Below are 16,533 nucleotides of genomic sequence, written 5' to 3' on the forward strand. Positions count from 1 at the left end.
TACTTAGACCACAGTTTTTATGAAAAATATTCTTGTCATGGCTGCAACCGCACTCACTCTTACTGCATGCGCAGGGGCAGGCGAAAAAGAAGCCGATATCATCGACAAGCCCGACTACAAGAGCGAGACAGGAGTCTTTGACATCGAAGCCCTCGAAGCCCTCGGCCGCGTATCAGCGGTGCAGGTTTCACCCGCCACAAAAAAGGTACTGTTCAACATTTCATATGAAAGCGTAGAGCAGAACCGCAGCAATGCCGACCTCTACGTCATGAACCCCGACGGTTCCGACCTGCAGCGCATCACCCGCACAGCCGGCTCGGAAAGCAACTTCGTCTGGATCAACGAAGGCAGACAGATCGCCTTCACCTACGCAGTAGAAGGTGTGCCACAGCTTTTCGTCATGAACGCCGACGGCAGCGCCCGCAAACAGGTGACCAAACTTGAAAAAGGCGTGGAAGGCTTCCTTTTCTCTCCTGACGAAAAGAAAGTCATGATCATCTCCCCCATCAAGTTCATGCGCGAGGCCAAGGACCTCTATGAAGACCTGCCCGATGCCACCGGCCGTGTAATCGACGACCTCATGTACAAGCACTGGGACCAGTGGATGACCGAAATCCCCCACCCCTTCATCGGCGACTTTGACGGCAACGAAGTCAGCAACCTCGCCGACATCATGTCAGACGAACCCATGTATGAAGCTCCGATGCGCCCCTTCGGCGGATCAGAATCATTCGCCTGGGCTCCTGACAGCAAGTCGATCATCTACGTATCACGCAAGAAGACCGGAGTTGACTATGCAGTCTCAACAAACTCCGACCTCTATCTCTATTCACTCGAAGACAAGACCACACGCAACCTCACCGAAGGCATGATGGGCTACGACACAGCTCCCGCCTATTCCCCTGACGGCAAATACGTGGCATGGCTCTCGATGGAACATGACGGCTACGAATCAGACAAGAACCGCATCTTCCTGCTCGACACCGCAACCGGTGAGAAACGCGACCTCACAGCCGACTGGGACTACACAGCCGATGCCATCGCCTGGAACCCCGACAGCAGATCGCTCTACTTCCTCGCCGCACGTGACGGCGTCTGCCCCATCTTCAACATGTCCCTTGACGGCACCGTCTCTGTGGTCGCCCAGGGCGAATGTGACTATGCCGCACTCGCACCCGTCGACGAAGAAACCGTCATCACCCTGCGCCACTCAATGCTTGCACCCAACGAAGTCTGCGCAGTCAAAGGCGGAGAAGTGAAACAGATTTCCAACGTCAACACCGAATTGCTCGCATCACTGAAAATGCCCCGCGTGGAACGCAACATGGTTCCCACCACCGACGGCAAGGAAATGCTCGTCTGGGCCGTCTATCCCCAGGACTTCGACAGCACCAAGACCTATCCTGCACTTCTCTACTGCCAGGGCGGCCCGCAGCAGGCTGTCAGCCAGTTCTGGAGCTACCGATGGAACCTCGCGCTCATGGCTGCCAACGGCTACATAGTCATAGCCCCCAACCGCCACGGCCTGCCCGGATTCGGCACCGAATGGAACGCCCAGATCTCAGGCGACTACCCCGGCCAGAACATGCGTGACTACCTCGCGGCTGTCGACTTCATGAAAAAGCGTCCCTACGTAGACGAATCACACATCGGCTGCACAGGCGCAAGCTACGGCGGCTTCTCAACCTACTGGCTTGCCGGCAACCACGAAAAGCGCTTCGCCGCCTTCCTCGCCCACGCCGGAATCTTCAACATGGAAGCCCAGTATCTCGAAACCGAAGAAATGTGGTTTGCCAACTGGGACATGGGTGACGGCGCCAAAAACGGCCCTGCCGACACCGCCACAGCCTATGACTACGGCGCATTCTGGAAGAAAGACAACGCCACAGCCCAGCGCACATTCGCAATGTCACCCCACCGATTCGTTGACAAATGGGACACCCCGATCATGGTGACCCACGGCGAATTCGACTACCGCATCCTCTCATCGCAGGGCGAAATGGCCTTCAACGCTGCCAAACTCCGTGGCATCCCCGCCGAAATGCTCATCTTCCCCGATGAAAACCATTGGATTCTGAAGCCGCAGAACGCCATCCTCTGGCAGCGCCTCTTCTTCCGCTGGTTCGACAAATGGCTCAAGCCCGAAAGCGCAGCTAAAACTGAAGCCGAAGCCAAATAAGCCCGAACGTTTCTCATCATAAACAAAACGCGCAGCCCGCCTCATGGCGGGCTGCGTTTTTTATCCCCGCTCCCCAAATAGTTTTTACCGCCTTTGAGTTACTGCAAAGATACACCCCCTGCCTTGACGGAGTGTCATAATGCGTAGGCACCCCATCCGGAGCGGTAAACCGGTGTCCTGCCGGACACCACATGCCGGGAGGATCGCAAACCCGTGACACCTTCGCGCTTTGCGCTCCGGTGTCACGGGCTACGAGTAAATCGATGTCCTGACGGACATCACCATCCGGTCTCAACACGCGCAACATGCCCCATACAGATTGCAGCCAGCAGTCAAGCCCGACAAGACGTATCCCGGACCATGCCCCGAACAGATCTGCGGCCTGCGGGTGTCCGCAAGACGGGTGCTTGATGGGATCGTAGCTTACCTATATCATAAAAAACAGCAATTGCTTGTAAGACAATTGCTGTTCTATTTTTTGACATCCATTGCAGAGCCGGAAGCGGATTATGCAGAAATCAGCGGTGGAAGGTGACGAGGCGGTTGTAGAGGTAGTTGCAGACGGTGTAGGCACCCATGCCAATGAGGGTAGCCAGGCCGTAGGGACTCATCACAAAACCACCCGGAAGCTGCCACTCGGCCTCGCCCATCATCCGTGTCAAAGCCCACGTCAGCGCGAACTGCACGGCATAACACAGACCGAAGCCTATCAGGAAGCGCAGGGCCTCACCGTGGAAACGCCGGCTGTGCGAATGGAAGACCCAGAGTTTGTTCCAAAGAAAAGAATTGATCATTCCGGCCACGTAGCCGCAGGCATTTGCCACCCACGGATTGATGCCGAGGCCAGATTTCAGCCCTATGATCACTATGAGAGTGAGGGCGGTGTTGCCGCCTCCGACGAGCAGATATTTGCCGAACTGAGCGGCATCGGTCCGATGCAGATGCGGAGTCTTCATCTGGTGCGTTCCTTCATTTCGGGCAGATGCCATCCGTAACGCAGTGCACCCCAGCGCAACACGAGGATGGCCAGAACGCACAGCGACTGCTGAAGCCATACCGGACCGCCGAACACAGCCGTCATCCAGTAGAGCGCGCCACCTGCCAGGCAGGCTGTGGCATAAATGTCTTTGCGAAAAAAGAGAGGTTCCTCGTTGAGAAGCACGTCGCGCAGAATACTGCCGAACGAACCGGTGATCATGCCCATTATTATCGCCACCCACATCGGATAGCCTATGGCGAGGGTCTTCTCAATGCCGGTGATCACGAAAAGCGTAAGCCCGACGGCATCAAACATGAAAAGCGATTTGGAATCTGAAGTGAGCACCTTGGTAAAGGCAAGCACAATCAGAAACGAAACGCCCGTAACAGCGAGATAGAGCCATGTCTGCATCCAGAACACAGGGATGTCCAGAAGCACATCGCGCACCGTACCGCCACCTATGGCGGTGATCACGCCGAGCGTATAGGCGCCGAACCAGTCGAAATGCTTTTTTGCGGCAAGACGGACACCGCTGACTCCGAAAGCCAGCGTGCCGAGAATCTCTATTATAAATAAGAATGTCGACTCAACCATTTTTTGAATAAAAACGACAGACTGATGTCAGAAAACAGTTAAGACAGTCCGGACGACGTGCCTTGCAGACGTAGCGTCCGTGAAGTATAAGCCAGTGATGGGCCTTCGGTATCAGTTCCTCAGGGATATATTTCACAAGAGCCTTTTCGGTGGCAAGCGGAGTCTTGCTGCCGGTGGTCAGGCCTATGCGCTCGCTGACGCGGAACACGTGGGTGTCAACCGCCATTGTCGGGCGGTCGAAAATCACCGAGAGGATCACATTGGCGGTCTTTCGCCCTACTCCCGGAAGACTTGTTAGCGAGTCAAGATCCGAGGGCACCTCGCCGCCGAAATCTTCGACAAGCCGCCTGGCCATACCGCTGAGCGAACGGCTCTTGTTGTTTGGATAGGAGCAGGATCTGATGTATTCGAATATCTCTTCCTGTGTGGCCGCAGCCAGGGCCTGAGGTGTCGGATAGGCCTCGAAAAGCGCCGGGGTGATCAGGTTGACCCGCTTGTCGGTGCACTGAGCCGAAAGAATCACGGCCACAAGCAGCTGAAACGGGTTTTCATAATGCAACTCTGTCTCGGCGACAGGCATCGCCGAGGCAAAGAGTTCGAGCACTTTTGAATAGCGTTCCTTGACGGTCATCAGAGACTGTTTGGTTTCGGAAGTATGTCAGGAATATGTCTGAAAAACGTCTTCTCAGTGCGCAGCCTGGAACTGCTCAAGGAAGCGTACGTCATTTTCAGAGAACATGCGCAGGTCTTTGACCTGATATTTCAGGTTGGTGATTCGTTCGACACCCATGCCGAGGGCGAAGCCGGAGTAGACTTTGGAGTCTATGCCGCAGGCTTCAAGCACATTTGGATCGACCATGCCGCAGCCGAGAATCTCGACCCAGCCGGTGTGTTTGCAGAACGAGCAACCCTTTCCGCCGCAGAGGTTGCAGGAGATGTCCATTTCGGCAGAGGGTTCAGTGAAGGGGAAGTAGCTCGGACGCAGGCGGATCTTGGTTTCAGGTCCGAACATTTCGCGGGCAAAGTAGAGCAGAGTCTGGCGCAGGTCGGCGAAAGAGACGTTTTTGTCAACGTAGAGAGCCTCCACCTGATGGAAGAAGCAGTGGGCGCGGGCCGAGATGGCTTCGTTGCGGTAGACACGTCCGGGACAGATGATGCGGATTGGCGGCTGGGTCTTTTCCATCACGCGGCTCTGCACGGATGAGGTGTGGGTGCGCAGGAGCACATCGGGGTTGCGCTGGATGAAGAAAGTGTCCTGCATGTCACGTGCGGGATGGTCTTCGGCAAAGTTGAGCGAAGAGAACACGTGCCAGTCATCTTCGATTTCCGGACCTTCGGCAATGGTGAAGCCGAGACGCGAGAAGATCGAGACGATTTCGTTGCGGACAAGCGAGAGCGGATGGCGGGTTCCGAGGGGCATCGAGGCCGCTGTGCGCGAGAGGTCGATGTCAGCGGCTGTATTGTCAGCGGTCTCAAGCGCCTCGCGAAGAGCGTTTAGGCGGTCAGTGGCAAGATTTTTGAGCTCGTTGAGTTTCTGTCCGAGCTCACGTTTCTGCTCAGCGGGCACGTTGCGGAAATCGGCCATGAGTTCCGACACGGCACCCTTTTTGCTGAGATACTTGATGCGGAGGGCTTCTACATCCTGGGGAGTCTTGGCTTCAAGAGCCTCGATTTCAGCCTTTAGCTGATTTATTTTGTCTATCATCGTGTATGATCGGTTTAGAATGCGTTTGATGGAGTGCAAATTTAGTGATTTTCCTCTTAACGGAGAGGTCTCAGCGACGTTTTTTTGCAGGCTGATCCCCATCGGCATCAGCAAAGCGGTTCGGGAAAGTCAGCTGTTGGCGGGGCCGCATCATGGCGTAGACAATCAGTCCGACGCCAAGGAGTATGAAGGGTATGCTGAGGAGCTGGCCCATGTTGAGCACCATTGTCTGTTCGAACTCGACCTGGGGATTCTTTATGAATTCTATGAGGAAGCGTGGCAGGAAGATGCCGATGAAGAAGACTCCGAAGATGAGTCCCGGACGCTCTTCGGCATTCTTTTTCCAGTACATCCACATCAGCAGGCCGAAGAGTGCGAAATAGCACAGAGCCTCGTAGATCTGCGTCGGGTGGCAGGCCTGGCCGTAATAGAGCTGGTGCCACTCGGCGGAGCGCACAAACATGAAGCCCCAGGGGAGGTCTGTGGAGTGGCCGAAAATTTCGGAGTTCATCAGGTTGCCCAGGCGTATGAGTCCTCCCACAAGCGCAATCGGTATCACCAGGCGGTCAAAGGCCCAGAGGGGGCTGCGCTTCGTTGTGAAGATGGAGTACATGATGATGCAGAGCACAATCCCGATGGTGCCGCCGTGGCTTGCAAGTCCGCCTTCCCAGACATAGAGAATGCTGATGGGGTCCTGCCTGTAGAGGTCCCACTGATAGAAGAACACATGGCCGAGGCGGGCGCCGATTATGGTGCCGGCTATGGTCCATAGCAGCAGGAGGCTGAGCCACTTTTCAGGCGCTCCCTCATGCTTGTAGATACGGGCTTCGATCTCGTAGCCGACGAGGAATCCGATCATGAAGGCCAGGCTGTACCAGCGGATTCCGAAGTTTCCGATATGAAACAGAAAGGGATCGGCATTCCAGACTATAAAATCCAACATTTGCAGAAGTTGTGATGAGGTGTGATTATTTTGTTAAATTCCTGCAAAATTACGCAGAATCGGGGTGTCGGCCAACCGCAATCGGCATTTTTACATTAATTAACCCTTGCGAAGATCTCTCAGCCTTGCCACCAGGCCGTTGTTGCGGTCGCTGTGGCGTGAGAAGAAGCTGTCAGCGGTGAATAGCCTGACTACTCCGAAAGAGACAGTGGCCGTAATCATCAGGGGCAGGAAGTAAGAATAGGCCGCTCCCATCTCGCATGTCAGAAAGATGGCCATCAAGGGCGCTCTGATGGCTCCGGCCATCACTCCGGCCATAGCAAAGTAGGCGAAGGAGGCCTCCGGCAGATGCAGGACGAAGAGGCCGTTAAGCAACGAGGCAAAGAAGAATCCACCCATGCAGCCGGCAAAGAGCGTGGGCGCGAAGTCGCCGCTGACACCTCCGCCATTGTTTGTGGCTGATGTGGCGAAGCATTTCACAAGGAGAGCTCCGCCGGTAAAGAGCACCAGACTCCACTGTCCGCCACATCCGGCAAAAAGGCTGTCATTGAGAAGAGTGGAGAAGTCTCCGTTGATTACCTTCCCCACCGTCCCGTAGCCTTCGCCATAGAGGACCGGAAACAGAAACACGAGCAGCGCGAGAATGGCGCCTCCGGCCAGATTTCTGACCCACGGGCTTGAAATGCGATATAGGATTGTTCCGACGGATTTCATCACATGACTGTAATACAATGAATAAGCTCCGCAGAACAAGCCAAGACAAAGCACATAAGGAAGCAGCGAGGAATCAAAGCCTGCCCCCTGGGCAAAGGGAATGTCGAGAGTGCAGCCCGACAGCATGTAGGCCGTCATGCCGGCTGTGATGCATGAGACCAGGAGTACCAGCACCGAGACTGTGGACAGCGGCAGTCTCAGCACCTCAAGAGTGAACAGCACTCCTCCGAGCGGCGACTTAAAGATGCCTGCGATGCCCGCTCCGGCACCGCAGCCCACAATCACCATCATCATCCGCGGCGAAAAGCGCATGACGCGCCCAAGGTTACTTCCGATAGCGGCTCCGGCATAGGCGATAGGCCCTTCCGAGCCGGCCGAACCGCCGAATCCGAGGGTGATGGTGCTCGCAAGGATGGGAGTGACTGTCAGTGCGGCCCGCAGACGGTAGATTTTTTCAGACAGATTTTTCATCAGCTGCCTGACCCCGTGGGCCAGTTTCATGCGAATCACATAGCGGCAGAAGACACCTGTCAGCAGTATTCCGGCCAAAGGAATGATCAGCAGAACCCAGTTGGCCGACATGCTGTGCAACCCGGCCACCAGGAGTCCGGAGACTCCGGCCACCAGCCGTTTCAGCACAAAAGCCCCCGCTCCGGCAAGCAGACCTGTGACCGTGGCGACTATGAAGAGAAAAGCCGTGTCGGAAACATGTCTGCGGCGCCACAGCAGAAAGCGCAGCAACCTCCGGTTGAATTTCCATCCGGAGCTATGTCGAAACTGGTGAAACGTCATATTTTTTAAACAAAATTCAAAGCGGCAAGGTTTTACCGGCACAAATAGTTAATATTTATTAATGCAAATTACACCGTCTACAAAGATAAACATCTAAGCGACAATGCAATAATACCCGTCACTACTAATTTTCACTTTAATTAAAATTTCAATAAACAAACTGACATTTTGCTACTTAATGATAAAATACATATCTTTGAGGTCTGTTAAAACAGATCAAATTTATCGCAAAGCGAGTAAAACAGTAACATTTTGATATAACGCCCAATCAGTTTTACACTTCTTAACAAAAAGCAATGAACTTAGTTAACCATTATCCCTCCGGATTAACTCGGATGATCGGGACTTTGGCTGTATGGCTTGTCTGTGTGCTTTTCGCTGCCGGAAGCGCGTCTGCACAGAACTCCGGGACAGTCAACGGCGTGGTCCTTGACGAAGCCGAGCACCTGCCGATGCCTGGAGTTACAGTCGCCGTCATGAAAGGCGGCAAGATAGTAACAGGCACTTCGACCAACCTTGACGGCGAATTCAGCCTCAGTGTTCCCTCCGGCGCCAAACTGCGCTTCTCTTATATCGGCTATGCTTCCCAGGAAGTGGCCCCAGTGTTCGGCAAGAGCATGGAAGTGGTCATGAAGGAAGAGTCTGAGATGATGGAAGAAGTAGTTGTCAACGGCTACTTCACCCGCAAGCGCAACACCTATACAGGTGCGGCCAAGAGCATTTCAGGCGATGAGCTTCTGAGCGTGTCGCCCACCAACATTCTCCAGGCCATCAGCACCCTTGACGCGGGTCTTAACATCACCCAGAACAATTCAATGGGCTCAAACCCCAACAACATCCCCGATCTTGTGATCCGCAGCACCACGTCGCTTGCCACCAACAACGAAGTGGGCCTGAACTCGCCGCTGATCGTCATTGACGGTGTGGAGAGCACGCTCCAGGCCCTCTATGACATGAATATCCAGGACATAGAGCGCGTGGACATCCTAAAAGACGCATCGGCCACAGCTCTCTACGGCGAGAACGCCGCCAACGGCGTGATCATCATCGAGCGCAAACGAGTGACCCAGGCCCCCGTGCGCGTCCGCTACACATTCACCCCCCAGATGAGTTTCGCCGACCTCAGCAGCTATGATCTCTGCAACGCCGGCCAGAAGCTTGAGCTCGAACGCATAGCCGGCCTTTATGATGCAACCGACGGCTCGCTTGACCAGAGCTATTTCGACAAGCTGGCAATCATCAGCGGAGGCCGCGACATAGACTGGATATCCAAGCCTGTGCGCAACAGCTTCTCCCACACCCACTCTCTCTCGGTGTCGGGCCGCGGCTCAAGCCTCGACTACAACATCACGGCCGACTACCAGAGCATCAACGGCGTGATGAAAGACGACGGGCGCAACCGCTACGGAATGAACCTCTATCTGAGCTATCGCGTGCAGGACAAACTGATCGTGACTCTGCGCGCAGACCACACCAGCCTGCAGACCAACAATTCGAAATACGGATCGTTCTCTGACTATATCTCGGCCAATCCCTATGACTCGCCTTATGACGAACGGGGCAACCTTCTGAAACAGCTCTCCTACAGCAAGCGCAATCCTCTCTATGAGGCGTCGCTGAGCAGTTTCAGCAAGACGCAGACCAGAACTCAGAACGTGTCGCTCGACGTGCGCTACAATTTCAAGCCGAATCTCTACGTGACCGCCCAGGGCACTTACTCTACCTCGCGCGGCACAAGCGACGTGTTCGTGTCGCCGGAATCCAATTCATTTGCCAGCGCTCCGCTCGAACAGAAAGGCTCCTATCAGTTAGGCAACCTCGGCACTGACAACTGGAGCGGCAAGATTGTGGGTAACTGGATACACAATTTCGACAAGCAGGGCACCATGTTCACCCTCAACCTCGGCTGGGAGGTGAAACGCAACAAAACAACCAGCAGCTACCTCACCGGCAGCGGCTTCCTTTCAGACGATATGGACGATCTGTCATATGCCACCACCTATTCAACATCTCAGCTCCCCTATGGCGGAGAAGATCTATCGACAAGCATAGGCGGATTTGCGGCAGCCAACTTCATCTGGAAAAACCGCTACGTGGTTGACGGAAGCTACCGTCTGTCAGGCTCCTCGAAGTTCGGCGCCGACAAGCGCACAGCGCCGTTCTGGTCAGCAGGTCTCGGCTATAACCTCCACAACGAGAGCTTCATCCGCGATCTCGGATTCGTTGATCTCCTTCGCCTGCGCGGAAGCTACGGCTACACCGGCAGTGTCAAGTTCGACTCATATCAGGCTATCTCGACCTACTTCTATTCGGTCAACTATCTTCACTATGCGGGCGTAGGCGCCATTCCGATGGGCATGGCCAACCCCGACCTTACATGGCAGACAACCAAGAAGTTCAACGTGGGTCTGAATTCATCGCTCTTCGGCGACCGCGTGAACATCAACTTCGACTACTACCGCGAGACTACCGACGACATGCTCATCGATGTCAGCCTGCCGCCGTCATCAGGCGCAAACTCTGTCAAGAACAACTTCGGCAAGCAGCGCAGCAACGGTATAGAATTCTCTCTCTGGGGCAAGATCATCCAGACACGCGACTGGAGCTGGAACCTCTCGGTCAACGGCCTCCACTCCAAGACCACCATCCTGAACATCTCTGACGCGCTCAAGCGCAAGAACGAGAACAACTCGCAGGTCAACGACGAAGTGGCCCCCCGCCTGCAGTTCCGCGAAGGCGAATCGCCCACAGCCATCTATGCCGTGCGCTCCGCCGGTATCGACCCCGCCTCAGGCAAAGAAATCTTCATCAAGAAAGACGGCTCATATACCTATGAATATGACACAGCCGACCAGGTAGCCTGCGGTGACACCAACCCGACCCTCCAGGGAACATTCTCATCGCTGGTGACCTGGAAGAACCTCTCGATGAACCTCAACTTCTCCTATCGTTTCGGCGGCGACATGTACAACTCGACACGTATGGCCAAAGTAGAGAACGTGGACCCGCGCCAGAACGTGGACATCCGCGCGTTCACCGAACGCTGGAAGAAACCCGGCGACCGGGTGCCCTATCTCGCCATCTCGCAGAACGGCGGGTCGACATTCAACTATACCGACCGCTTCATCGAGAAAGACAACGAGCTCTGGCTGTCAAGCATCACCCTGCAATACAACGTGCCTCAGAACTGGATCACCCCCCTCGGTCTGCAGCGCCTCTATGTGAGCGCCGGAGCCGAAGACCTCTTCCGTCTGACCAGCGCCAAATATGAACGCGGCACCAACTACCCCTTCAGCCGCAGCGTGAACCTCTCGCTCAGTGTGACATTCTAACCCTCCACAGACACGACAATGAAAAAAATATATCTTACCTTACTTTCGGTCCTGGCCCTCACCGCAAGCTCCTGCGATGATTTTCTGGACGTAAGGCCGAAAGGCGAACAGGTTGAGAACGACCAGTTCGAAACGGCCAAAGGCTTTGAAGATGCCATCTACGGAGTCTATGGCTACATGACCGAAAGCGCCCTCTACGGCATGGATATGGTATGGGGCGTGGCCGAAATACTTTCGCAGGACCTCAAATGCACCGACACATTCGGAACCGACCTCGGCAAATATGACTACAAGAGCAACGCCGTGACCCGCGGGCGCTTTCTTGCCATGTGGACCAAAGGCTATCAGGCTATCGGCTATGCCAACAACGCGCTGAAAAACCTTGACAAAAAATCGCCTGACGCATTCCCGCTCTATGACTTCTACAAAGCCGAACTGCTGGGCATCCGCGCCATGATCCACTTCGACCTGCTGCGCTTCTTCGCCCCGACTGATCCGGCCAAGCAGGGTATCCCCTACGTCAAGACGTTCAATTTCTCAGTGAAACCGTTTTCGACCGTAGGCGAATGCTATGACTTCATCATCGCCGATCTCACAGAGGCCGAAAGTTTGCTCAAGGAGAAGGAAGTGATGGTCTATCCGCGTGACAACGAGAATTATGACCGTTTCCTTAACTGGCGCGAGACACACCTCAACCTCTATGCAGTGCAGGCACTGCTCGCCCGCGTCTACTGGTATATGGGCGACTACAGCAAGGCTGCCGAATATGCCGAAGCCGTCATAGGCAGCGGGCGTTTCCCGCTGGTAGATGTGACCGAGGTCCAGAACTACGTGGCAGGAGTGCTCTCTCCCAAAGAAACTATTTTCGGCCTCTACTCAACCAAATATCTGAGCACCGCCACAGATTATCTCTACTCCTACGAGACCAACAAGTCATACAATCCGTTTGACGACATCAGCGGAACCAACTATCTGCAGTCATGGTCGGCAGTCTATTCGGCCGACACCGAGTCGACAAGCCAGGACTACCGCAAGAATCAGTTCCGCCAGGGCAACGGTGTGGCCTACTGCCTCAAGATGGTCGACTATCTGACCATCGAGAACAGCAACGTGCAGGCCCGTCCAAACCTGATCACCGGCATCAGCCTTATCCACAGCGCCGAGATGTATCTCATCGCAGCCGATGCACTTCTGGAAAGCAACTATTCAAAGGCTCTGAAATATTTCAACGATGAAATCTCGTCGCGCGGCCTCACTCCGCTGCCCGACACAGAGACCCTCACTGCCGAGCGGATCTACAATGAATTCCACAAAGAACTTTTCTGCGAGGGCCAGCAATGGTTCAACATGAAGCGTCTTGGCCGTGACATCATCTCCAACGTAGAGAGCCGCGTCATTCCCGCAAGTGACAATATTTATGTGCTCCCCATCCCGGATGAAGAGTTTGAATATCGTCCCGATTACAAAAACTAACACCGTCCCCACAAAAAAACTCAGAAAAATCACATATGGAATTCAAGTCTATAAAAAACATCCTTCTGATCACAGGTCTGGCGACGGCCGCTTCAGCCTGTACGGAGGATGACTACAAACTCTATGATGTCTCTCAGAAAGACTCGGTCTTTTTCGAATACCGCGATTCGAAAAACGATCTGGCCGACGAGATCGAATATGCCTTCAACTTTGACATAGCCACAGTCCACACCATCGAGATCCCCGTCACGCTCATGGGCATGCCTAAGGACTATGACCGCACTATCAACATCGAGGTCATAGCTGACAAATCGACCATGACCGAAGGTGTGAACTACACTATCACCGACAACATCATCGCGGCAAACGCTGTAAGCGGCACCGTAAAGGTCAATCTGCTCCGCGACATCGATCCTGAGATACTGACATCGGCCAAAACGCTTGTGCTCACCATAGGCGAAAACGATGACCTGCGGTCAGTCGGAGAGAACTCCTTCACCATCACCTATTCCGACATCCGTCCGGAAGTACGGCCTGAATGGTGGTCAGTCTCAAGTACCTCCCCAATGCCGGAATATACGTTTGAAAACGCCCAGCTTTTCTTCCAGTATTTCTATGAGTACGCCCCGAAGGCCGACATCAATCTTTTCAACGAAATGATTGACAAGTATGGAGACTATTTCGTCGATGCCGCGTATGTGCAAGGCCCTTTGGCCATGTACAGCGCATTCATCAAGAATTATGTCTGCATTCCGCTCTACCGCGATCATCCTGAAATCGGCTGGCCATACTCTATCCCCGAATGGTAAAACAAGAGACCAAACAACAAAGCAAGTAAAGAATCATGATAAAAAAATCATATTTATTCCCCACCTTTGTCGCCATGCTGGCGGTGACAGCCACCTCATGTATCGACGACAGCTCATCCTACGGCGGGAATCCGCTTCCGGGGCTCTCGGTCACCGTGCCCGGCGACGAGGAGATGCCGGTCTACAGCTTCAACTACGGCGAGGACTGCGTCATCACGCCGGATATCCGCTATGACGGCACCGGCGAACTGAGCTATGAATGGAGCATCGGCACATTCAACAACCGCGTGAAAGGACCGATGGAATTTGTCACAAATGACAAGACGCTCAGATACTTCTTCCCGCAGGGAGGCAGCTACTACGCCCACCTCGTGGTCTCTGACGGAGAAGTAGGCCTCGTGCAGGACTATGAGATCAATATCAACCGCACATTCGAACAGGGCTACATGATTCTCTCCAACAATGCCGCCGGCGAAGGCAATCTCGTGTTTATCAAAGACCTGACACGCGAGGAAATCGAGGCCGGCCAGGAGCAGACAATCATGGAGAACTGTCTGCAGCGCGTCAACCCCAACCTCAGCAGCTCTTCGCTTATCGGAGCGCAGATCATCCAGTGGTATGCATGGGGCGGCAGCGGCCCGGTGCAGACAAGCAGACTCGCGGTTATGACCACTGAAGAGGGCCTCTATGTGGACCCCAACACCTTTGTCATCTCATCGACTATCAGATGCAACGACATTGTGCCCGGATTCAAAGGCAACCAGTTCTTCATGAGCGGAATCACTCCGGTGATAGTCGACAATGTCTCAAAGAAATATATCTCGCTGAACAGTCAGTATATGTTCGGTTTTGAAGACAGTCTCTACAAGGGTGAGGAGTTTGATCTGATCAAGAACAACACCTATCAGGTGGGGCTGAATCAGGTTTCAGACGTTTATTACGTCAATCTGTCACCTCTCGTGCTTTCAATCACAGCCCCATATTCGCCCACAAAATGGTCATCGTCAAACACGATTGATGAAACAGATGAGAACGGCTATCCGCTGTTCACCAATGAAGAACTGCTTGCTATCTTCAAGGGTGAAGGCATTTCCGGCTCTACCGGCACCACTTCATATCCGGCCACACTCATCACCCGCAACAAGACCACCGGACAGATCTACTCCACAGCTTTTGTGGGCATCGGAGACTACACAGACGGCCTCAGATTCTCATCGCGCAACGTAGTCACAGCCGACGCATCGACTGCACTGCCTGACCAGAATTCACAGATAGTATGCTCGAACACATACCGCCGCGGATTCTTCTCAAAAGGAAATCAGATTTTCGTGATGCTCAGAAACGAAAGCATCTATAACTTCCCGCCGGTCTCTCAGGCAGCCGTCACCTATCCTTCAAACGAAGAGATCACCTATATGACCATCAGCACCCAGAGCGGATCGGAATCTCTTATCGTGGCGACTGTTGACAACAATACCGGCCGCGGCAACCTCTATTTCTATAACGTGAGTGATATCCGCACCGACAACCCGAATCCTGCGCCTATGGCCACATATCCCGATTGCGCCGACCGTATTTCATACATTACCTATAAACCCAGTATCTCCAATTAAGCATCATGAAATCAACTTATATCACCATCGCTTTGGCCATGTGCACCGCCATTCCTGCCGGAGCCGCAACTCTGGATCTGACCGTCGGCATGCCGGCTGAGGACCTCAGAATGTTCGTACGTCCTGTCAACGATACATCCAGAGAAGCACTTGTGGAACTGACCGCAGATGAAAGCCGCCGCAACGCCAAAGGCCAGGTCAATGTCAATCCTGACGGGCTTTACTATCTGTTTGTCTCAAACTCAAACGCTCAGTATTCACTTCCGTTCTATATTCCGGCTGATAAACCGGCATCAGAATTCTCACTGATTCTTGACGGCACCACCACTGCCACCTCACTCTCTGACAATGTCAATTCGGCTCTTAACACCTACACCACCTCACAGACTCAGAATTCTAAAATACTTGGCGCAAAAGCTGAAAGCCTTAGTCCTGAACAGATCAGAAGCATGCTTACAGGCTGTATCACAGAAGCCGATTCGCTTATCGGTCTCGGCCATCTGCCTACCGCAGTGGCTGATTTCATGCGTATCCAGGCCTATATCGCAGCCTCTGACGCCTATCGCTTCGCCGACTATATGACCATGCGGGCCAAACGCCAGCTCGGCTTCGGCTCAGCCGATATTCTGCCCGCCGCATCCACCGTGCTTGACACACCGATGGCTGCATCTTTCCCCACCGCACCGCAGATTATCATCGCCAGCCTGCCCCAAGGCACTCTGGAGGAACGCCTCGCGGCTCTTGACAACATATACAAAACTCCGGAGATCAAAGGCCGCATCAGAGAGCTACTTGTCAGCTCCTTTATCGATTCCTTTGACTATGCCAATGATTTTGCCAATGGTGAGGCCCGTCTGAAAGCCGTTGTCGAACAGTACTCGCTGCCACAGACCTATCTCACAATTTTCCGCGCACGCCTCGCCACAATACCCGGCACTCCTTTCCCTGCCGGAGTGACACTCGTAGACAACGAGGGAAACAAGGTTGATTTCAGTAAATTCAAAGGAAAATTCGTCTATGTAGACCTTTGGGCTTCATGGTGCGGACCGTGCTGCAAAGAGGTTCCGTATCTTCAGGAACTTGAAAAGGATTTCGAGAATTCAGACGTGGTTTTCGTCTCGATCTCAATCGACTCCGCCAAAGAACCCTGGCTCAAGAAGATGGGACAACTCAACATGCACGGCAACCAGCTCTGGAACAGTGACGGTGAGCTGCCCAAACAACTCAACATCCGTGGAATCCCACACTTCCTGATCTATGACCGCGAGGGCAAGCTTCTGGATTACGATGCACCGCGCCCGAGCTCAGAAAAGATCAAGGCCCTGCTTCAGTCACTGAAATAATCCGTACACACGGCTAACGTGTAGCCGATCATCGGCCACAAAAAAATCAGGGGATCA

12 protein-coding genes are annotated in these 16,533 nt (G+C 53.9%); 6 read left to right on the plus strand and 6 right to left on the minus strand.

Annotated elements, in window-relative coordinates:
* Positions 1-19: 19 nt before the first annotated feature.
* Positions 20-2,179 (plus strand): S9 family peptidase, encoded by a 2,160-nt coding sequence (locus C5O23_RS03740; protein WP_107031626.1) that lies wholly within the window; start codon positions 20-22, stop codon positions 2,177-2,179.
* A gap of 518 nt (positions 2,180-2,697) precedes the next feature.
* Here C5O23_RS03740 and C5O23_RS03745 read toward each other — a convergent pair.
* The 6 genes from C5O23_RS03745 to C5O23_RS03770 all read right to left on the minus strand — a co-directional run bounded on the left by C5O23_RS03745 (position 2,698) and on the right by C5O23_RS03770 (position 7,906).
* Positions 2,698-3,135, minus strand: coding sequence for a GtrA family protein (locus tag C5O23_RS03745; RefSeq protein ID WP_161553546.1), 438 nt, complete (start codon positions 3,133-3,135; stop codon positions 2,698-2,700).
* Entirely contained in the window at positions 3,132-3,752 is a 621-nt protein-coding gene (locus C5O23_RS03750; protein WP_107031628.1) for a trimeric intracellular cation channel family protein, read from the minus strand. The genes C5O23_RS03745 and C5O23_RS03750 overlap by 4 nt, the downstream gene beginning before the upstream one ends.
* Positions 3,745-4,383: an endonuclease III gene (gene nth, locus C5O23_RS03755; protein WP_107031629.1), complete on the minus strand. Its 639-nt coding sequence runs from the start codon at positions 4,381-4,383 to the stop codon at positions 3,745-3,747. The genes C5O23_RS03750 and nth overlap by 8 nt, the downstream gene beginning before the upstream one ends.
* 54 nt (positions 4,384-4,437) lie before the next feature.
* Entirely contained in the window at positions 4,438-5,457 is a 1,020-nt protein-coding gene (gene pheS, locus C5O23_RS03760; protein ID WP_107031630.1) for a phenylalanine--tRNA ligase subunit alpha, read from the minus strand.
* A 70-nt stretch (positions 5,458-5,527) separates the two neighbouring features.
* Positions 5,528-6,400, minus strand: coding sequence for a prolipoprotein diacylglyceryl transferase (gene lgt, locus C5O23_RS03765; RefSeq protein WP_107031631.1), 873 nt, complete (start codon positions 6,398-6,400; stop codon positions 5,528-5,530).
* Positions 6,401-6,499: 99 nt separating this feature from the next.
* Entirely contained in the window at positions 6,500-7,906 is a 1,407-nt protein-coding gene (locus tag C5O23_RS03770; RefSeq protein WP_107031632.1) for a chloride channel protein, read from the minus strand.
* Positions 7,907-8,202: 296 nt separating this feature from the next.
* Here C5O23_RS03770 and C5O23_RS03775 point away from each other — a divergent pair, with 296 nt between their 5' ends.
* The 5 genes from C5O23_RS03775 to C5O23_RS03795 are packed head-to-tail and all read left to right on the plus strand — an operon-like array spanning position 8,203 to position 16,476.
* On the plus strand, positions 8,203-11,238 hold the full coding sequence (locus C5O23_RS03775; RefSeq protein ID WP_107031633.1) for a SusC/RagA family TonB-linked outer membrane protein: 3,036 nt from the start codon (positions 8,203-8,205) through the stop codon (positions 11,236-11,238).
* A gap of 18 nt (positions 11,239-11,256) precedes the next feature.
* Positions 11,257-12,711, plus strand: a complete 1,455-nt coding sequence (locus C5O23_RS03780; protein WP_107031634.1) for a RagB/SusD family nutrient uptake outer membrane protein — start codon at positions 11,257-11,259, stop codon at positions 12,709-12,711.
* A 35-nt stretch (positions 12,712-12,746) separates the two neighbouring features.
* Positions 12,747-13,520: a DUF4843 domain-containing protein gene (locus C5O23_RS03785; protein WP_107031635.1), complete on the plus strand. Its 774-nt coding sequence runs from the start codon at positions 12,747-12,749 to the stop codon at positions 13,518-13,520.
* A 35-nt stretch (positions 13,521-13,555) separates the two neighbouring features.
* On the plus strand, positions 13,556-15,133 hold the full coding sequence (locus C5O23_RS03790; protein WP_107031636.1) for a hypothetical protein: 1,578 nt from the start codon (positions 13,556-13,558) through the stop codon (positions 15,131-15,133).
* Between the two features lie 5 nt (positions 15,134-15,138).
* Entirely contained in the window at positions 15,139-16,476 is a 1,338-nt protein-coding gene (locus tag C5O23_RS03795) for a TlpA family protein disulfide reductase (protein WP_107031637.1), read from the plus strand.
* Positions 16,477-16,533 lie beyond the last annotated feature (57 nt).

The sequence above is a fragment of the Duncaniella muris genome (genome assembly GCF_003024805.1).
Classification (GTDB): Bacteria; Bacteroidota; Bacteroidia; order Bacteroidales; family Muribaculaceae; genus Duncaniella; species Duncaniella muris.